The sequence below is a fragment of the Weizmannia sp. FSL K6-3076 genome, assembly GCF_038007245.1.
Lineage (GTDB): Bacteria > Bacillota > Bacilli > Bacillales > Bacillaceae_C > Weizmannia > Weizmannia faecalis.
This window is the reverse complement of the sequence record NZ_JBBOWU010000001.1, coordinates 1-19,228: the sequence shown is the minus strand read 5'-3', so window position 1 is coordinate 19,228 and position 19,228 is coordinate 1. Positions and strand designations below refer to the sequence as shown.

Sequence of the window (19,228 nt, the reverse complement as noted above, 5' to 3'; positions counted from 1 at the left end):
AACCTTCAAAACTGAACAAAACGGAAACGTCAAACTTGATTTTGGAAAACGAAGTTTTCCTTTTATTCCTTAGAAAGGAGGTGATCCAGCCGCACCTTCCGATACGGCTACCTTGTTACGACTTCACCCCAATCATCTGTCCCACCTTCGGCGGCTGGCTCCGTAAAGGTTACCTCACCGACTTCGGGTGTTACAAACTCTCGTGGTGTGACGGGCGGTGTGTACAAGGCCCGGGAACGTATTCACCGCGGCATGCTGATCCGCGATTACTAGCGATTCCGGCTTCATGCAGGCGGGTTGCAGCCTGCAATCCGAACTGGGAATGGTTTTCTGGGATTGGCTTAACCTCGCGGTCTCGCAGCCCTTTGTACCATCCATTGTAGCACGTGTGTAGCCCAGGTCATAAGGGGCATGATGATTTGACGTCATCCCCACCTTCCTCCGGTTTGTCACCGGCAGTCACCTTAGAGTGCCCAACTGAATGCTGGCAACTAAGGTCAAGGGTTGCGCTCGTTGCGGGACTTAACCCAACATCTCACGACACGAGCTGACGACAACCATGCACCACCTGTCACTCTGTCCCCCGAAGGGGAAGGCCCTGTCTCCAGGGAGGTCAGAGGATGTCAAGACCTGGTAAGGTTCTTCGCGTTGCTTCGAATTAAACCACATGCTCCACCGCTTGTGCGGGCCCCCGTCAATTCCTTTGAGTTTCAGCCTTGCGGCCGTACTCCCCAGGCGGAGTGCTTAATGCGTTAGCTGCAGCACTAAAGGGCGGAAACCCTCTAACACTTAGCACTCATCGTTTACGGCGTGGACTACCAGGGTATCTAATCCTGTTTGCTCCCCACGCTTTCGCGCCTCAGCGTCAGTTACAGACCAGAGAGCCGCCTTCGCCACTGGTGTTCCTCCACATCTCTACGCATTTCACCGCTACACGTGGAATTCCACTCTCCTCTTCTGCACTCAAGCCTCCCAGTTTCCAATGACCGCTTGCGGTTGAGCCGCAAGATTTCACATCAGACTTAAGAAGCCGCCTGCGCGCGCTTTACGCCCAATAATTCCGGACAACGCTTGCCACCTACGTATTACCGCGGCTGCTGGCACGTAGTTAGCCGTGGCTTTCTGGCCGGGTACCGTCAAGGCGCCGCCCTGTTCGAACGGCACTTGTTCTTCCCCGGCAACAGAGTTTTACGACCCGAAGGCCTTCTTCACTCACGCGGCGTTGCTCCGTCAGACTTTCGTCCATTGCGGAAGATTCCCTACTGCTGCCTCCCGTAGGAGTTTGGGCCGTGTCTCAGTCCCAATGTGGCCGATCACCCTCTCAGGTCGGCTACGCATCGTTGCCTTGGTGAGCCGTTACCCCACCAACTAGCTAATGCGCCGCGGGCCCATCTGTAAGTGACAGCAAAAGCCGTCTTTCCTTTTTCCTCCATGCGGAGGAAAAAACTATCCGGTATTAGCCCCGGTTTCCCGGCGTTATCCCGATCTTACAGGCAGGTTGCCCACGTGTTACTCACCCGTCCGCCGCTAACCTTTTAAAAGCAAGCTTTTAAAAGGTCCGCACGACTTGCATGTATTAGGCACGCCGCCAGCGTTCGTCCTGAGCCAGGATCAAACTCTCAGTAAAGATGTTTGATAAAAGCTCAAAAAGAATTTGACGTTTCGTTTTGTCCAGTTTTCAAGGAACAATCGCTTTGTTTTTCAGCGACTTTTATATCATACCACGACGCAACCAACATGTCAACTACTTTTTTAAGAAGTTTGATGCCGGATGCGGCGACGAAAACTATTATACTAGTATAACGAAGTGTAGTCAATCCCTTTTTTTATATGCCTGCTTTTTCGTGGGCGCCCATGCTTCTTTCAGCCTAAGCTTCTAGTTTCTTCGAATGAACATAAAAAATACGCCAAAGAAATGATGGATCATTTCTTTGGCGCTGGTTGTCTGCTGATGGCGGTTCGAGCGCTGCTTTTGTCAAGACAGAATCCATGTCTGGATGACAGTCAGGCCGATCACCCCGGGTATGCCGAGCAGCCCGGAAACGGATACGGTGGCTGCATTGATTGGGACATGCAGTCCGTACCGGCCGCCCACTTGGTTTAAAAAGAAAAGGAGTATAGCCCCGATGATGGCTTTGATGCATAACTTTCCCGCCCATCGCAGCGGTTTGGTTAAAGCTGCGGAAAACAGCAGCAAAAGGATCAGGCCGACAATCGCAATAATGATGATGGTTGAGCTCAAGTGAATCACCCCTTTTTTCCAGCTGCTTTATTTTTATGAAGGAGTTGTCCAAAAAAGAACTTGAGCCGTGCTACCCTTACTGGAGGCGGATGTTTCTTCTTTTCACTTCCCGAAAAAGAAACACATACTTCGCTTCGGCCACTTTGGTGCGGTAGTAAAGTTCTTCGTTAAATTCAAAACTTAGATGCTGGAGGGCGTTTTGCTGTACCCATTCATTTTTTACGTTTGTGACCAAATCGAGAAGAAGCGCATCGTATTCTTTCCTGAGTTTTTGCTTCTTGCTGAACATTGTATCCACCCCGTGTCAGGTTAAATTTCTCTTCGGCCTTCCAGTGCTTTTGATAAGGTGACTTCGTCGGCGTACTCGAGATCTCCGCCCACTGGCAACCCGTGTGCAATCCGTGTCACTTTAATGCCGGACGGTTTTAAAAGCCGCGAAATATACATGGCTGTTGCTTCGCCTTCGATATTTGGATTGGTTGCAAGAATCACTTCTTGGACGGTTTCATCGCGCAGGCGTTTGAGCAGATCCGGCACACTGATGTCTTCAGGGCCGATTCCGTCCATTGGAGAAATGGCACCATGCAGAACATGGTAAAGGCCGTTGTATTCTTTCATTTTTTCCATGGCAATGACGTCTTTCGGCTCCTCGACAACGCAGATCACGCTTCTGTCGCGGCGCGGATCGGCACAAATATAGCACGGATCTGTATCGGTGATATGCCCGCAAACAGAACAGTACGTCAGGTCCCGTTTCGCATCGACAAGCGCCTTGGCAAATGCAAGGACGCTGTCTTCCTTCATATCAAGAACAAAAAATGCCAGCCGGGCCGCGGTTTTCGGCCCAATGCCTGGCAGTTTCATGAAGCTTTCCATTAATTTTGTGATTGGTTCAGGGTATTGCATTGTTGATCACACCTTTAAAATCCCGGAATATTGAAGCCTTTCGTGTACTTGCCCATTGTCTGCTCTGTCAGCTGTTCGGCTTTATCCAGGGCGTCATTGGTGGCGACAAGGATCATGTCCTGCAGCATTTCAACATCGTCCGGATCAACGGCTTCTTCGTTGATGCGCACTTCAAGCACTTTTTTATGGCCGGAGACGACAACGGTTACCATGCCGCCGCCTGCCGTACCCTCCACTTTCTGTTCGCCAAGCTGTTCCTGTGCCTCCATCATTTCTTTTTGCATCTTTTGCATTTGTTTCATCATTTTTTGCATATTGCCCATATTGCCCATTCCTCGCATATGAAACCCTCCAGTTTTAGTCTTTTATTTCAATTAATTCAGGCCCAAACAATTTGATTGCTTCGGTTACAACCGGATCTTCCTGCGGTTTTTCTTCCTCTGCTTCTTCTTTATGGTGATGGATATAATTTTCCCTGATCGTATTCCATTCATTTTCCGGAACACCTGCCGCCTGATACCCGGTTCCGGTTAATTCACCAAGTACGCTCGAAATCGCTTGTAAAAATTTCTCGTTTTCCATCGCCATTTGGCAATGGATCTCATACTTGAATTTGATGACAAAAGCGTTCGGCGATGCCGCCACCGGTTCTGCTTCATTTAAAAGTGCTGCCTGCGACCGCATCTGCCTGCTGTTGAGCGTCTCAATCATATCGTTCCAGCTGTTTTTAATCCGTTTGAGGTCCTCTTTTGTCGCTTCTTTTAATATATCATGAATCCTTCCGACTTGTACCTTAAAACCTTTCGAAGTGCGCGGAATTTTTCTCTGAGCCTGCCGTTTTGGCGCAGGTTCCGTTTCATCGGCCTCCGGAACCCCGTTTTGCTTGAGAGACTCGAGTTCTGATTCGAGCCGTTCGATTTTTTCGGCAAGCTTCCGGACGAGATCATTTTCCCCGGGATCCGGCGCTTTTTCTTCACACAGTTTGATAAAAGCCACTTCCAAATAAACGCGGGCCATATTGGAAAAACGCATATCCTGCTGCGTTTGGTTCAGGATGTCAATAAAACGGTAAATTTCCTGCGTTTGAAGCGAGCGGCTCATTTCTTTAAATGCCTCATCTAAATATACCCTTTGAACCGCTTCCTCCATCTGCGGGGCAGTTTTATACAAAAGCAGATCGCGGAAATAAAGAATGAAGTCTTCCACAAGCCTTGAGGGATCTTTTCCCTGCTGGAGAAGAGAACCGACAAGGTCAAGGCACTCTGCGGCATCCTTCTTTTGAATGGCCTGGGCAAGGCGGGTAAAATCATTCTGAGAAATGGAACCCGTTACCGTGAGCGCATCTTCCACTCTGACTTTCCCCTCGCTAAACGAGACGGCCTGGTCAAGCAGGCTGAGCGCGTCCCGCATCCCACCTTCCGCAGCATGGGCGATAATATTGAGCGCCTGTTCATCATATGCAATACCGGTTTCGCCTGCAATATAAGCCAGGCGTTTAAAAATATCACGGGATGTGATGCGTTTAAAATCAAACCGCTGGCATCTGGAAACGATCGTAAGCGGAATTTTATGGGGCTCGGTTGTTGCCAGAATAAAAATGACGTGTTTCGGGGGCTCCTCTAGGGTTTTCAAAAGCGCGTTAAATGCGCCAATCGACAGCATATGGACTTCGTCGATAATATATACTTTATATTTTACAACACTTGGCGCGTATTTGACTTTGTCGCGGATATCGCGGATGTCATCCACGCCTGTATTCGACGCCGCGTCAATTTCGATGACATCTGGAATCGTGCCGTCTGTAATCCCCCGGCAAACAGCGCACTCGTTACACGGTTCCCCAGTCGGAGCATGTTCGCAGTTCACCGCCTTTGCCAAAATTTTAGCGGCACTTGTTTTTCCTGTACCCCGTGGGCCCGAGAAAAGATAAGCATGCGTTGTTTTCTGTTGCAGGAGGGCGTGCTGCAATGTTTTTGTCACATGCTCCTGCCCGACGACATCCGCAAACCGCTGCGGCCGCCATGTGCGGTATAACGCCTGATAAGCCATGTTCAATCCTCCCGGCCAGATTTGCTTCCGATTCATACATTTCTTTTATTATACCTTAGGAAAAGCGATTTTACATCCTGAATTAAAAAGCATTTAAATATGGAAAAAACCCATCCTGGATCAGGATGAGTTTTGTTTTTTATGTAATGAAACTGCCGCGCACCTTTCTTCGACCGACCCTCATAAGCGTTACTTAAGCAGTTAGCTCGACCCAGGCTGCCCTGCGGCACATGGAATGACCCGCTTAATGCTGCTTCCTTCCGGACCTGACATGGTTCGCGGGGTTCCATTGCGCAGGACCCGGGTGTCAACACCACTTACTTAAGGCTGGCCCTACAAGCAGCCGGCCTCGGAAAGGGATTCAGTCCCGCTAGAGCGGATTGCGGGTACAGGGCACCGCTGCCTCCCCACCTAGCGCGGCAAAATTGATACCAGTTTTAAGCGTTAAAAACTAACGCATAACTAAGTATACATGCCTTTTTAAAAAAAAGCAATCTCTCCCGCCTGTTAATTGGTGGAGCTTTTTCCATCTTCCTCTGCCGCAAGTTTTTCCTTCTTTTTTTTCTCCCTTAAAGACCGGAAGAAGGACCGCAATAATTCTCCGCATTCCGTTTCAAGCACGCCGCTTACGACTTCACTCCGGTGGTTAAAACGGCCGTCCTCAAGCAGGTTCATCAAACTTCCCGCACAGCCCGCCTTCGGATCTTTTGCCCCGTAAACGACCCGCTTGATCCGCGATTGTAAAACGGCACCGCTACACATCGGGCACGGTTCCAGTGTGACATACAGCTCGGCATTTTCAAGGCGCCATGATCCGGTCACTTCACATGCTTTTTCGATGGCCAGAAGTTCCGCATGGGCGGCAGCACGCTGAGTGGTTTCACGCAGATTATGGGCTGCAGCAATCACTTTTTCATCGAGCACAATCACCGCCCCGATTGGCACTTCTCGGAGACGCTGTGCTTTTACGGCTTCCTGAATGGCAAGGCGCATATAATATTCATCGCGATTTTCCATCCTAACTCCTCCGAAAGGTATCGTAGCCTTATCGTAACACAGCCTTGAAAAAAATCACACTGGGTTCGGTCATCAGTATGGATTTTCCTGCCGTTTTGCGCTGGCTTTCTTCAGGTAGAAGGCTCCTGTGTTAGGAAAAGGAAAAGTTGGATGCTCTTTCGTTACTGAGAGCACTTATATGTTAAGGAACATCACAAAAAACGTTCGCTTCCTTCACTTAGAGGGGCTCTATGTTAAGAAACACTGAAAAACATGCTTGCTTCCTTCATTTAGCGGACGGCTACGTTAAGAAAGATGCACAAATGGGTGCCCTTCCTTTACTTAGAACCCTTCTACGTTAAGAAACACTGCAAAAAATTTCCGCTTCCTTAATCTAGAGCGCCTTTAAGGAGTCGCGAGTGGGTTCGAAATGTCTTTTTGAAGCCGTCAAAAAGACAAAACACGTTGCATCCGGGCTCGAGATGTCTTTTTGAAGCCGTCAAAAGGACAAAACAAGACGCACCTGGGCTCGAAATGGTCTTTTGAAACCGCCAAAAAGACAAAATATGTTGCATCCGGGTCCGAAATGTCTTTTTGAACCTGTCAAAAGGACAAAACACGTTGCATTCGGGCCCAAAATGTCCTTTTGAAACCGCCAAAAGGACAAAATACGTTGCATCCGGGTCCGAAATGTCTTTTTGAAGCCGTCAAAAAGACAAAACATGCTGTATCCGGGCTCGAAATGTCCTTTTGAACCTGCCAAAAGGACAAAACACGTTGCATCCGGGTTCGAAATGTCCTTTTGAAGCCGTCAAAAAGACAAAACATGCCGCACCTGGCCCCAAAATGTCTTTTTGAACCTGTCAAAAAGACAAAACAAGCTGCATCCGGGTCCGAAATGTCTTTTTGAACCTGCCAAAAGGACAAAACAAGCTGTATCCGGGCTCGAAATGTCCCTTTGAACCTGCCAAAAGGAGTCGCGACTGGGTCCAAAATGGTCTTTTTGTTAAGCAACACCACAAAAAATTTCCGCTTCCTTAATCTAGAGCTCCTCTATGTTAAGAAGCGCCACAAAAATCATGCCCTTCCTTTACTTAGAACCCTTCTACGTTAAGCAATACTACAAAAATCATGCCCTTCCTTCATTTAGCAGGCTGCTACGTTAAGAAATGCCGCAAAAATGGTTTGCTGAATGATTCCGCAAAAAAATCCGCACATAAAAAGCGGGCATGTTTTAAAAAAACGGGGCATAAAGATAACAATAGCGATGGCTGACACAAGGGGGGACTCGTTTGCAAATTCATGTTGTCGAAAGAAATGACACGGTCTCAAATCTTGCGCAAAGATACAGTGTTCCGGCTTCAGAAATCATTTCGGCAAATGAACTTCCAAATCCGGATCGGCTTGTCATCGGACAGGCGATTGTCATCCCGATCACCGGGAGGTTTTATTGGGTCCGGCCGGGGGACAGCTTATATTCCATTGCACAGCAAGCAGGGATATCTTACCAGGAGCTTGCCCGCATCAACGGCATTTCTATCCATCAGCAGCTCCGGCCCGGGTTGCGCCTTTATCTGCCGCCTTTTCCGAAAAAAAGAGCAAAATTTAATGCATATGTAGAACCATTCGGGAACACGGTCTCAGCGTCTCTTGAAACAAGTGCGCGAAAAGCAGCCCCGTATTTGACGTATCTTGCCCCGTTTGCATTCCGGGTAAACCGCGATGGCACACTTGTTGCTCCGCCGCTTGGAAATTTGCGGGCGATTGCCGATGTCCAAAACGCCATTTTGATGATGGTGATCTGCAATCAGGAAAACGGCCAGTTCAGCGATGAACTTGGGCGGATCCTTTTGAACGACGAAACCGTCCAGAACCGGTTTTTAAATGAAATTGTTCAAACCGCAAGCCGGCTCGGTTTCCGTGATATTCATTTTGACTTTGAGTATTTACGCCCGCAGGACAGGGAAGCTTACAACCGGTTTTTAAGAAAAGCAAAAACGCGCTTCAGCCGGGAAGGTTGGCTCATGTCCACCGCGCTCGCCCCGAAAACGAGTGCCACCCAGGCCGGACGCTGGTACGAGGCACACGATTACAGGGCGCACGGCGAAATTGCCGATTTTGTTGTCATTATGACTTACGAATGGGGCTATAGCGGCGGCCCACCCATGCCGGTATCCCCGATCGGGCCGGTCCGGGATGTGCTTCGCTATGCCATCACAGAAATGCCGCCCAATAAGATTTTGATGGGGCAAAATCTGTATGGCTATGACTGGACATTGCCGTATCAAACCGGCACAACAGCAAGAGCCGTCAGCCCGCAGCAGGCCATCCGGCTCGCGGGTGCGCACAATGTGCCGATCCTGTACAACACAACGTCCCAGGCCCCGCATTTTGACTATACAGATGAAAACAACCGGCGGCACACCGTCTGGTTCGAAGATGCCCGTTCCATCGAGGCAAAATTTAATTTGCTCACTGAACTCGGGTTAAGGGGCATGAGCTACTGGAAACTCGGCCTCTCTTTTCCGCAAAACTGGCTGTTAATCACCGATCGCTTTGATGTCGTCAAACGCCCTTCCTGAAGCAGCGGGTTCCGTTGCTTTTTTCTTTTGCCCCGGAACCGATGCGCACGCGGACATGATTGCGAGGTCCTTTCCCCCGCATTTATGCTAGCGCAACTGAACGGCCGGATGGGAACCTGATCCGATACAAAGACCCAGGGCGCCATTTTTCCAAAAAAATGCAAGTCAAAGCCAACGTTGCGGCTTCAGCAACCTTGTGCGCGTAGGAAATATCCGGAAACAAAACGCCAGGACACATACCGCTTTTATTTCCCGCATGCCAACTGGCGGCGACATGTGCTAAAATAGCAACAGTGTGCATCAATGAACTATCGCTTCAGCGGGAGGGCCGTTATGGAAAGGGTACCGTTTATTGCAATCGAGGGACCGATCGGCGTTGGCAAGACGTCATTGGCAAAAGCCATTTCAGCATACTTTTCATTTGAGCTTTTGAAAGAAATTGTGGATGAAAATCCTTTTCTTGGAAAATTTTATACCAATAAAGAAGAATGGAGCTTCCAAACCGAGATGTTTTTCCTCTGCAACCGCTACAAACAACTGGAAGACCTGAAGCAGCATAGACAGCCTGCTGTTGCAGATTACCATATTTTTAAAAGCCTGATTTTTGCCCGGCGGACGCTAAAAACAGATGAGTTTGAAAAATTTTCAAAAATTTACGACATTTTAACAGCGGATATGCCGCAGCCAAATGTCATCATTTACCTGCATGCAAGCCTGGAAACGCTCCTTAAGAGAATTGAAATAAGAGGACGGGCATTTGAAAAAAATATGCAGGAAACGTATTTGCAAAAACTATCCGCAGACTACGGACGGTTTATGAGCCGCTTCGAAGCCGAACATCCGAATATCCCGGTATTAAAGTTCGACTGTGATACACTTGATTTTATCCGGCATGAACATGACCTGAAATCCATGCTTCAAGAAATCGCGCTAACCTTACAAAAAGGAGTACATACCCATGGAACTTCGTGAGAAATATCAAATTCCGAACCACGCTGTGATCACCATTGCAGGTACCGTCGGCGTCGGAAAATCGACTTTAACCCGTGCGCTCGCGAAGGCGCTCCATTTCCGGGCGTCCTTTGAAAAAGTCGACACCAATCCGTATTTGGAAAAATTTTATAGCGATTTTAAACGGTGGAGTTTCCATCTTCAAATTTATTTTCTGGCGGAAAGGTTCAAGGAGCAGAAAAAAATGTTTGAATACGGCGGCGGGTTTATCCAGGACCGCTCCATTTATGAGGATACCGGCATTTTTGCCCGGATGCATTATGAAAAAGGCAATATGTCAGCCATTGATTTTGAAACCTATACAAACTTGTTCGATGCCATGGTGATGACGCCGTATTTTCCGCATCCCGACCTGATGATTTATTTGGAAGGCAAGCTGGAAAACATTTTGGAACGGATTAAAAAACGCGGCCGGTCGATGGAACAAGATACCCCTGTTGAATACTGGATTGAAATGCAGAGACGGTACGAACAGTGGATCGACTCTTTCCATGCCTGCCCGGTTCTCAGGCTAAACATTGACGAATACGACCTGTTTGAACATGAAGATGCCGTCGAACCGATTGTCGAGCGGATCGGCTACATGCTCGCACAGGCAGCAGCCGTAAAAAAATAATGGCGGCTAAAAAGCCCGTTACAATCGCGTAACGGGCTTTTTCATGATTTACGGAGAGATCACGGGTATGCAAAAGTATTGTATCTTTTTTACTCTACGAAAAAAGCCCGCAGCTTACGCCTCAGGGGCCCGCGGGCTTTCATTTTTTAAGCGGAGGAAGAGGGATTCGAACCCCCGCGCGGTGTAACCCGCCTGTCGGTTTTCAAGACCGATCCCTTCAGCCAGACTTGGGTATTCCTCCATTTTGACAAAAAAGATTATAACCCACACGATTGAAACAAGTCAAGCACACCAAGTTTGTACTGCAGAAAAGCATCTGAACTTTAGCCAAGGGAAGGCCTAAGCGCATATTTAGATAGGTCTAGCTGAAGCTGAACGAATCGGATTTTGGCAATTTATCCGATTCTCCCAGCAAGCCCGGCTTTAATGGTTGCCACCACCTGCAAAAAGGGGGTGATTTTGTCCTCTTCTCACCGTTGAAACGGCTTTCGAGCGCAAAGATCGGCAAATTCTTTAGAATCCTTGCCAATTCTGAGAATCTCGCTTATTCAGCTAAATAGGATTTGCTGAACGAATCCGATTCTGAGTTTGTCTGCAAGTTCTGTCTCAAAATATAGAAGATCCTTTTGCGGAAATGGGAGATTTTATCTTCTCCATACGTTGAATCGGGTTTCGAGTGCAAGCATTTCCCTGGATCTGTTGTAAAATCCTTGCATTTAAATGGTTGCCAAAGCTGTCAGCAGCCTTGCCAAATCTAGAATTTTTACCGATTCAGCAACCTCTAGATATAGCCGTGTTTTCGAGTAAAATCCTGCGCACCTAAAAAATGCGGAAGCTTCCGGGAAACATGTTTTAAAAATCCCCGGCTTTTCATGTACAAAGCCGGGGATTTTTTTTACGGTTTGATGATATCAGTACGCATATACGGGCGGAGCACTTCAGGCACCACCACACTGCCGTCAGCCTGCTGGTAATTTTCGAGGATGGCTGCGACGGTACGCCCGATGGCAAGTCCGGACCCGTTCAGTGTATGGACATGTTCCGGTTTCGCATTGGGTTCCCTGCGAAAGCGGATGTTCGCACGCCTTGCCTGGAAGGCTTCGAAGTTGCTGCACGAAGAAATCTCGCGGTATACGTGCTGGCTTGGCATCCATACTTCAATATCATATTTTTTCGCTGCCGTAAACCCGAGGTCCGCCGTGCACATGCTCATCACATGATAAGGCAGGCCCAGAAGCTGCAGCACTTTTTCCGCATGGCCGGTCAGTTTTTCGAGTTCATTATAGGAATCTTCCGGTTTGACAAATTTCACAAGTTCCACTTTGTTAAACTGGTGCTGGCGGATCAGCCCGCGTGTATCGCGCCCGGCAGAACCCGCTTCCGAACGAAAACAGGCACTGAACGCCACATAATTGATCGGCAGGTCGTCACCGTTTAAAATTTCATCACGGTGATAATTTGTCACCGGCACTTCGGCAGTCGGAATCAGAAAATAGTCTTTTTCATTGACAAGAAAAGCGTCTTCTTCAAATTTCGGCAGCTGCCCCGTTCCTGTCATGCTGGCGCGGTTCACCATATACGGCGGCAATACCTCTTCATAGCCGTGTTCTTCGACGTGCAGATCAAGCATAAAATTATAAAGCGCACGTTCAAGGCGGGCGCCGAGCCCTTTGTAAAAGACGAACCGGCTGCCGGTCACTTTGGCTGCCCTTTCAAAATCAAGGATGCCGAGGTCAGTGGCAATATCCCAATGCGGTTTCGGTTCAAATCCAAATGCCGGCACTTCACCCCATTTCCGGATTTCGACATTGTCCTCTTCGCTATCTCCCACCGGCACACTTTCATGCGGAATGTTCGGGATAGAAAGCATCAGCATTTCAAGTTCTGATTCGACTTGTTTCAACTCGGCATCCAGTGCTTTAATTTTTTCACCGACGCCGCGCATTTCCTCGATCAGCTTTGTTGCATCTTTCTTTTCGCGTTTCAGTGCCGCAACTTGCTGCGTGACTTCATTCCGTCTGTTTTTCAACGCTTCGCTTTCCATGATCAGTTCGCGCCGTCTTTGGTCCAGCCCGCTGAACTTCTCAAAATCGGTCAAATCTTCTCCGCGGTGCTGCATTCGTTCTTTGACTTCATCAAAATGCGCACGCAAAAATTTGATGTCCAACATGCTATCCTTCTCCTTTTATCGAAATTCAAATAAAAAACTCCCGCCCCGAAAACAGGGACGAGAGTGAACCCGCGTTGCCACCCAAATTGAAAACAAGAGTTTTCCGCTTTGTAAGGATAACGGGTTTTTATCCCGTGGATGCCTACTCGCCCGGCTTTCAGCAACCCGCTCAAGGATGGATTCACAGAAGCTTTCCGCCGGTTTCCACCACCCACCGGCTCTCTTTAGGAAAAGCGTTCTGCTACTGGTTCCTGTCATTGCTTTTTCAGTCTTCACGTACACCTTAATGTACTACAATTTTATCCGTTTTGCAACAGACTATACCGGAATCCGTGCCATACTTAAAAAATATTCGGTCATACGCAGGTCATCCGTTAACTCCGGATGGAAGGAGCAGCCGAGCAAATTTCCTTGGCGAACCGCAACAATCCGCCCGCGGCACTCGGCCAGCACTTCAACATGATCTGAAACGGAGACGATATGGGGCGCGCGAATAAAAACAGCTGGAAAATCTTCCGCGATGCCGTTCACACGGATGGTTTCTTCAAAACTTTCCCGCTGGCGGCCGAAAGAATTGCGCGCCACCGTAATATCCATTGCCCCGATATGTGCATCTTCCTGGCCTTCAATATGCTTTGCAAGCAGGATCAGCCCTGCGCATGTGCCAAAGACTGGCTTGCTTTCGGCAAACTGTCTCAGTTCCGCCATAAAACCGTAGCGGTCAATGAGCCGCCGCATTGCCGTGCTTTCTCCGCCCGGCAGGATGAGCCCGCCGATTTCGTCCAACTGCTCTTTTTTCTTAATGACAACACCTTCCGCACCGCAGGCTTCCACTGCGCGGATATGTTCCTCCACAGCCCCCTGGAGGCCGAGTACACCAATTTTTTTCATGCTGATTCTCCTTACCAGCCGCGCTCCTGCATTCTTGCTTCAGCCGGCAATGTTGAAATTTCCAAGCCTTTCATTGCTGTTCCAAGGTCTTTCGACAATTCGGCAATCAGTTTGTAATCTTGGTAATGGGTCGTTGCTTCAACAATCGCTTTCGCAAATTTCGCCGGGTTTTCTGATTTGAAAATCCCCGATCCGACAAAAACGCCGTCCGCACCGAGCTGCATCATCAACGCCGCATCCGCCGGCGTTGCAACACCGCCTGCAGCAAAGTTCACAACCGGCAGCCGGCCTTCTTTTTTAATTTGCAACAGCACTTCATACGGGGCACCGAGCTGTTTAGCTTCCGTCATCAGTTCATCTTCGTTCATGTTGACCACTTTGCGGACCTGCGCATTCACTTTCCGCATATGCCTTACCGCTTCAACGATATTCCCGGTTCCCGGCTCGCCTTTTGTCCTGAGCATCGAGGCGCCTTCCCCGATTCTTCGAGCCGCTTCCCCCAAATCACGGCAGCCGCACACAAACGGCACTGTGAATTCTTTTTTATTGATATGGAACTCATCGTCGGCCGGCGTTAAAACTTCGCTTTCGTCAATATAATCGACGCCCATCGCTTCGAGCACCCGCGCTTCAACAATATGGCCGATCCTTGCTTTTGCCATTACCGGAATGCTGACGGCGTTCATAACTTCTTCCACAATGGAAGGATCCGCCATACGGGCAACCCCTCCGGCTTTCCGGATATCAGACGGAACACGTTCCAATGCCATGACGGCAACAGCGCCTGCTTCTTCAGCGAGTTTTGCCTGCTCGGCATTGACCACGTCCATGATGACGCCGCCCTTTTGCATTTCCGCCATCCCGCGTTTCACTAGATCTGTTCCTGTTTTCATTTTTTGTACGCCCCTTTATAAAATTAAAAATTCTTATTATATGTATAATAATTTAAATTAACACCAAAAACGAATGCTTGTCAAGACACTAATTTTTCCACGTTAAAGTGAAAAACAGGACAAGCGCCCTTGTCCTGTTTTACTTAAAATAATTTGCCGACTGTATGATCCCAAATGCCCCCGAAAAATCCGCCAATTCCGCGCATCATGCGCACAAACCAGTTGGCTTTTTCAATATCAGTTTTGGTGACCAAGGCGGTATGCGCTGTATTCGGGCCGTACAAATAGCCAAGTTCCTGCCCGTCTTTATGCCGGGCATACAATGTGCCAACCTTTGTCCCTTTTTTCACCGGAGCCTTGATTTGCTTCGAATCAAATTTCACAACAGGGGTATACATTTTGCCTTCACCGTTTTTCACAGCCACTTTAAGCGGCGCCTTCGTGACAACGGAAGCCTGTTTTTCTTTGCCGGACTTCACCGTTACCGTCTTTTTCACCTGATAGCCTTTCGGGTAAAGGGTTTTTTCCGTGAAATTACTAAAAGCATAGTCCATTAATTTGTTTGTGACATCAAACCGGGACTTGATGATGCTGTTCCCGTTCGCATCCTCTGCATGAAGAACAACGGTAATGATGCGCATGCCGTTTTGCTTGGCCGTGCCTGTAAAGCAGTATCCCGCATTGTCGGTGTTCCCGGTTTTCAAGCCGTCAACGCCCTGCCGCCCGTAAACAAGGGACGGAAGCATCCAGTTCCAGTTCTGCATCGCAATTTCATCATCTGTCCCGGCCCGGAATTTCATTTTGGCCGTGCTTGTTGTTTGTAAAATCTCCGGATAGTCGTGGATCAAATGGTAGGCGATTTTTGCAACGGATTTTGCTGAGACAAGGTTTTCTTCCGTCCTGCCTGTTCCTTCCGGCTGCATGCCTTGCAAATCCTCATTGTTCAGCCCGGTTGCGTTCACAAATTTATAATCGGTGAGGCCGAATGCTTTCGCCTGTTTGTTCATCATGTTCAGATAGTTTTTTTCCGTTCCGCCGAGCGTTTCTGCAATCGCAATCGTTGCGCCATTTGCCGAATAGATCGCCATCGCTTGGAAGAGCTCTTTAACCGTGTACTTTTCGCCTTTTCTTAACGGCACGTTTGAAAGTGCCCTGTTTTGGGAAATGCGATACGCATAATCGCTGATTGTCACTTTCTGGTTCCACGAAACCTTTTTCTCATGAATGGCTTTAAGCAACAAGTACTCCGTCATCATTTTGCTCATGGAAGCAATGCCCAGTGCCTGATTGGCATTTTTTTCATACAAAATCTGTCCGTTATCCGCATCGACAATGATGGCTGCTTTTGCATGAATATCCAACTGATCCTGCGCATGGACTGTTTTCGGCACCTGCTGCACAACCCCTGCCGTTAGCAGCAGCGCCAGAAACGCAAACGCCATTTTTTGCAAGCTTTTTTTCACTTTCAACCCTCCATCAAGATATGTATACACTTTGCCTATTTTAACATAGTTCCGGTTGAAAAAGTAGATGCATAGTGTTTGCCGCATTTGTCAACTTTTTCCGAAAATGCAGGGCAGCCGGGGGTACTGAATGGCGGCGATTTTTCCGAGTCCGACAAGCCAGATATAGAGTTGCAAATCTATTAAATGGCAGAAAAAAATGGCAGGAAACCTATGCCTGCCATTTTTTCCCATTCAAAATCAATGTTAAGACAAAGAATAATTCGGAGCTTCTTTTGTAATCTGGATATCATGCGGATGGCTCTCCCGCAGGCCTGCCCCTGTCATGCGGATAAACTGCGCTTCTTCACGCAATGAAATCATATCTTTCGCGCCGCAATAACCCATGCCGGACCGGAGCCCGCCGATTAATTGGTAGATGACATCCTGAAGGCTCCCTTTAAACGGCACGCGTCCTTCGATTCCTTCTGGCACCAGTTTTTTCGCGCCTTCCTGGAAGTAACGATCCCTCGATCCGCTTTCCATTGCGCTGATGGACCCCATGCCGCGGTAAACTTTATATTGCCGCCCTTGATAGATTTCCATTTCGCCTGGGCTTTCCGAGGTCCCTGCAAGCAGGCTGCCGAGCATTACAGCATGTCCACCGGCAGCCAGCGCCTTTACAATATCGCCTGAGAATTTAATGCCACCGTCTGCAATAATCGCTTTTCCGTACTTCCTTGCTTCTGTCGCACAATCATAAACCGCTGTAATTTGCGGTACACCAACCCCGGCAACCACTCTTGTCGTACAGATGGAGCCCGGCCCGATACCGACTTTTACAATATCCGCGCCCGCGTCTATCAGCGCTTTCGTACCTTCTGCCGTCGCAACATTTCCGGCGATAATATTTAAGGAAGGGTAAGATTTGCGGATGTTTGCGACGGTTTCCAGCACCCCTTTTGAGTGGCCGTGCGCCGTATCGATAACAACCGCATCCACTCCCGCTTCAACGAGCAATTCCACCCGTTTCATTACGTCGCTTGTCACGCCGACTGCCGCACCAACAAGAAGGCGGCCCTGGTCATCTTTGGCTGCATTTGGGAACTCAATAACCTTTTCGATATCTTTAATCGTAATAAGCCCTTTTAATACGCCGTTCTCATCGACAAGCGGCAGCTTTTCAATTTTATGCCGGTGCAAAAGCTGTTCCGCCTCTTTCAACGTCGTACCGACAGGCGCCGTCACAAGATTCTCTTTCGTCATCACATCTGAAATCCGGGTGGAGTAATCTTCAATAAAACGCATGTCGCGGTTGGTCAAAATCCCGACCAGTTTCTGCTCGTCACGGTTATTCACGATCGGCACGCCGGAAATCCGGTATTTGCCCATTAAATGTTCCGCTGCAAACACCTGCTCATCAGGTGTTAAGAAAAACGGATTGGTGATAACGCCGTTTTCCGACCGTTTGACACGATCCACCTGCTCCGCCTGTTGTTCAATGCTCATGTTTTTGTGGATAATCCCGAGGCCGCCCTGCCTTGCCATGGCGATCGCCATTTCCGCTTCGGTTACCGTATCCATGCCGGCGCTGATGATCGGAATGTTCAACTTCAAGGTTTCCGTTAGGGCGACACTTGTATCGACATCTTTCGGCAGCACTTCCGACTCTGCCGGAATCAGTAATACATCATCAAACGTAAGACCTTCTTTTACGAACTTCGTTTCCCACATGCAAACCCCTCCTGGATTGATAAAAATATTATTTGTAGGTTATCAATTGGACATAATACTGTCAAGGTCTCCAAAACATATAATACTATTCAGTTAATTCGGAGGGCGAAATATTGTCTTTTATGGACCAATGGGATCACTTGATTTTATTTCAATCCGCAGAATATACGCAGCGCTATTTGAAAGCCCGCTATGAGGCTTCGGATTTTAGCCAAAGCGCCGCCAAAAGCTATGAGAACTGTTATGCTTTTATGTATTATCTCGAACACGGTGAAGCTTATTACCGCCAGGCTGTGCAGGCGCCCGTTTCGATTCAGCCTGTTTTGATTTTTTACGGCTTCATTCATTTATTAAAAGCCTGCCTGCTGTCATGCGACCCGCTATATCCTGAAACCACTTCCGTCCTTGCCCACGGGGTGACATCGCGAAAAAAGAAAAAACAAAACTACCGGTTTGGCGAAGACGAGGTTAAAATTCAAAAAACCGGTTTATGCGGCCATTTCGCCCATAAAATGTTCGGACTCGGCCCGCTCGAAGGCAATAAATACACCATGCAGAGCCTGCTTCGGCAAATCCCAGAACTTGAAACGGCCTTCCCCCGCCGGAAATATTTTTTGCCGGTAGAAGAAAAGAACGGGAAGTACCGGCTTCCTTTTGCGGTCCTTGATGGCTATCATATGACAGCGGGCAGGTTTTCACAATATTTGTCCGAAAAACTTCAGGACAGACTTTTGGAAATGGAAGCGGAAGAAGACGCCTTCTCGTTTTCCGCCCGCGGCTGTCTCCCTCCGCCATTCCGTTATCATTTCTTTACAAATCAAATTTACTTTCCGTATAAATTACAACCGGAAAACGACCTTCCCGATATATTGGTCCATTACTTGCTTTTGTATAATTTGAGCATGATTTCCCGCTACGAAACAGAATGGTGGGCAGAGCTGCTTAAAAACCGGGAAACAATTGACTTTCCGGCCATCCGCCTTTTTCTCCAGACAGCAATCGAAAAAGGTCCGTTCCTCTGCCTGCAGTTTCTTAACGGCAGGCAGTAAAACAAGCAATGCAAACGTCAGGGTGAAATCGATGCTTATGGACAAGAGCAAAATGGAACGATTCACCGGCTATCTGTGCTTTTCGGCTGATTTCTGTCATCAAGAAGACCACGAAAGTTAAAAAATCCCTTTCTGTCGCTTCATATAATAACTTTAAGCAAAACGGCCCTGCATTCCGAAAAAAAGCAATGAGCCGAGTACATTAACACGCAAAAACCGCAGACAAATCGTCTGCGGTTTTGATTTGGCCCGGCAACGTCCTACTCTCGCAGGGGGAAACCCCCAACTACCATCGGCGCTGGAAAGCTTAACTTCCGAGTTCGGGATGTGTTCGGGTGTGACCTTTCCGCCATCATCACCGGACCTGTATAATTTTTGGGATGTGTTCCCTGAAAACCGGATGGGAGAAAAAACTGTAAACGGAGAATAGCTTTGGTTTCTAACTTTGAGAATTGTCTAGCTCCAGCGCCTTTGGCAAGGCACCTCCGCTTTTCTGTTGTCCAGCTCCAGCGCCTATCGGCTAGCGTATTTCTACGCTTTCTCCCTACGATAAGTCAACATCGGCTCGATACCTCGCCGTGTTTCCTTTATCTCAGTCGAAAGCTCCGAAATCCGTACGCCGATGACCAAGGCGCTTCCGCTTTTCG

At 48.4% G+C, this 19,228-nt stretch carries 15 protein-coding genes, 1 tRNA gene, 2 rRNA genes, 1 other RNA gene and 1 other annotated feature; of the genes, 4 read left to right on the top strand and 15 right to left on the bottom strand.

Translation table 11 applies throughout. From position 1 onward, the window contains the following. Positions 1 to 73: 73 nt before the first annotated feature. The 8 genes from NSS95_RS00095 to tadA form a co-directional block, all read right to left on the bottom strand. Positions 74 to 1,627, bottom strand: a 16S ribosomal RNA gene (locus tag NSS95_RS00095). A 348-nt stretch (positions 1,628 to 1,975) separates the two neighbouring features. Next, positions 1,976 to 2,242 carry a pro-sigmaK processing inhibitor BofA family protein gene (locus NSS95_RS00090; protein ID WP_014096533.1) on the bottom strand — a complete coding sequence of 89 codons (267 nt, stop codon included), beginning with the start codon at positions 2,240 to 2,242 and terminating at the stop codon, positions 1,976 to 1,978. 76 nt (positions 2,243 to 2,318) lie between these two features. Next, positions 2,319 to 2,531, bottom strand: a complete 213-nt coding sequence (locus NSS95_RS00085) for a YaaL family protein (RefSeq protein WP_014096534.1) — start codon at positions 2,529 to 2,531, stop codon at positions 2,319 to 2,321. Positions 2,532 to 2,551: 20 nt separating this feature from the next. Further along, a complete protein-coding gene (gene recR / locus NSS95_RS00080) occupies positions 2,552 to 3,148 on the bottom strand; it encodes a recombination mediator RecR (RefSeq protein WP_013858045.1) in 597 nt (198 codons plus the stop codon). Between the two features lie 14 nt (positions 3,149 to 3,162). After that, the gene (locus tag NSS95_RS00075; protein WP_014096535.1) at positions 3,163 to 3,489 is read right to left on the bottom strand and encodes a YbaB/EbfC family nucleoid-associated protein; all 327 of its coding nucleotides are present in this window, start codon (positions 3,487 to 3,489) and stop codon (positions 3,163 to 3,165) included. A 16-nt stretch (positions 3,490 to 3,505) separates the two neighbouring features. Further along, positions 3,506 to 5,197, bottom strand: a complete 1,692-nt coding sequence (gene dnaX, locus NSS95_RS00070; RefSeq protein ID WP_014096536.1) for a DNA polymerase III subunit gamma/tau — start codon at positions 5,195 to 5,197, stop codon at positions 3,506 to 3,508. Between the two features lie 155 nt (positions 5,198 to 5,352). Continuing rightward, an RNA gene (gene ffs / locus NSS95_RS00065) (signal recognition particle sRNA large type) lies at positions 5,353 to 5,617 on the bottom strand. Positions 5,618 to 5,704: 87 nt separating this feature from the next. Beyond that, the gene (tadA, locus tag NSS95_RS00060) at positions 5,705 to 6,214 is read right to left on the bottom strand and encodes a tRNA adenosine(34) deaminase TadA (protein ID WP_014096537.1); all 510 of its coding nucleotides are present in this window, start codon (positions 6,212 to 6,214) and stop codon (positions 5,705 to 5,707) included. Positions 6,215 to 7,485: 1,271 nt separating this feature from the next. Here tadA and NSS95_RS00055 point away from each other — a divergent pair. From NSS95_RS00055 to NSS95_RS00045, 3 genes are all read left to right on the top strand, one after another. Beyond that, positions 7,486 to 8,775: a glycoside hydrolase family 18 protein gene (locus NSS95_RS00055; RefSeq protein ID WP_014096538.1), complete on the top strand. Its 1,290-nt coding sequence runs from the start codon at positions 7,486 to 7,488 to the stop codon at positions 8,773 to 8,775. Between the two features lie 333 nt (positions 8,776 to 9,108). After that, the gene (locus NSS95_RS00050; protein ID WP_014096539.1) at positions 9,109 to 9,747 is read left to right on the top strand and encodes a deoxynucleoside kinase; all 639 of its coding nucleotides are present in this window, start codon (positions 9,109 to 9,111) and stop codon (positions 9,745 to 9,747) included. After that, positions 9,734 to 10,402: a deoxynucleoside kinase gene (locus NSS95_RS00045; RefSeq protein ID WP_061086960.1), complete on the top strand. Its 669-nt coding sequence runs from the start codon at positions 9,734 to 9,736 to the stop codon at positions 10,400 to 10,402. The genes NSS95_RS00050 and NSS95_RS00045 overlap by 14 nt, the downstream gene beginning before the upstream one ends. A gap of 151 nt (positions 10,403 to 10,553) precedes the next feature. Here NSS95_RS00045 and NSS95_RS00040 read toward each other — a convergent pair. From NSS95_RS00040 to guaB, 6 genes are all read right to left on the bottom strand, one after another. Continuing rightward, a tRNA-Ser gene (locus tag NSS95_RS00040) sits at positions 10,554 to 10,643 on the bottom strand. Between the two features lie 654 nt (positions 10,644 to 11,297). Further along, a complete protein-coding gene (serS, locus tag NSS95_RS00035) occupies positions 11,298 to 12,572 on the bottom strand; it encodes a serine--tRNA ligase (RefSeq protein WP_035183004.1) in 1,275 nt (424 codons plus the stop codon). A 50-nt stretch (positions 12,573 to 12,622) separates the two neighbouring features. Continuing rightward, positions 12,623 to 12,839: a binding site (T-box leader), on the bottom strand. 51 nt (positions 12,840 to 12,890) lie between these two features. Next, entirely contained in the window at positions 12,891 to 13,463 is a 573-nt protein-coding gene (pdxT, locus tag NSS95_RS00030) for a pyridoxal 5'-phosphate synthase glutaminase subunit PdxT (RefSeq protein WP_014096542.1), read from the bottom strand. A gap of 11 nt (positions 13,464 to 13,474) precedes the next feature. Continuing rightward, positions 13,475 to 14,356 carry a pyridoxal 5'-phosphate synthase lyase subunit PdxS gene (gene pdxS / locus NSS95_RS00025; RefSeq protein ID WP_013858035.1) on the bottom strand — a complete coding sequence of 294 codons (882 nt, stop codon included), beginning with the start codon at positions 14,354 to 14,356 and terminating at the stop codon, positions 13,475 to 13,477. Between the two features lie 143 nt (positions 14,357 to 14,499). After that, complete coding sequence (locus NSS95_RS00020) at positions 14,500 to 15,819, bottom strand: serine hydrolase (RefSeq protein ID WP_326244267.1); 1,320 nt, start codon at positions 15,817 to 15,819, stop codon at positions 14,500 to 14,502. A gap of 246 nt (positions 15,820 to 16,065) precedes the next feature. Then, on the bottom strand, positions 16,066 to 17,532 hold the full coding sequence (gene guaB / locus NSS95_RS00015; protein ID WP_013858032.1) for an IMP dehydrogenase: 1,467 nt from the start codon (positions 17,530 to 17,532) through the stop codon (positions 16,066 to 16,068). A gap of 122 nt (positions 17,533 to 17,654) precedes the next feature. Between guaB and NSS95_RS00010 the strand changes: the two genes are divergently transcribed. Further along, positions 17,655 to 18,581 carry a YaaC family protein gene (locus NSS95_RS00010; RefSeq protein ID WP_035183007.1) on the top strand — a complete coding sequence of 309 codons (927 nt, stop codon included), beginning with the start codon at positions 17,655 to 17,657 and terminating at the stop codon, positions 18,579 to 18,581. A 247-nt stretch (positions 18,582 to 18,828) separates the two neighbouring features. On the opposite strand, the gene rrf is transcribed toward NSS95_RS00010, so the two are convergent. After that, positions 18,829 to 18,944, bottom strand: a 5S ribosomal RNA gene (rrf, locus tag NSS95_RS00005). Positions 18,945 to 19,228 lie beyond the last annotated feature (284 nt).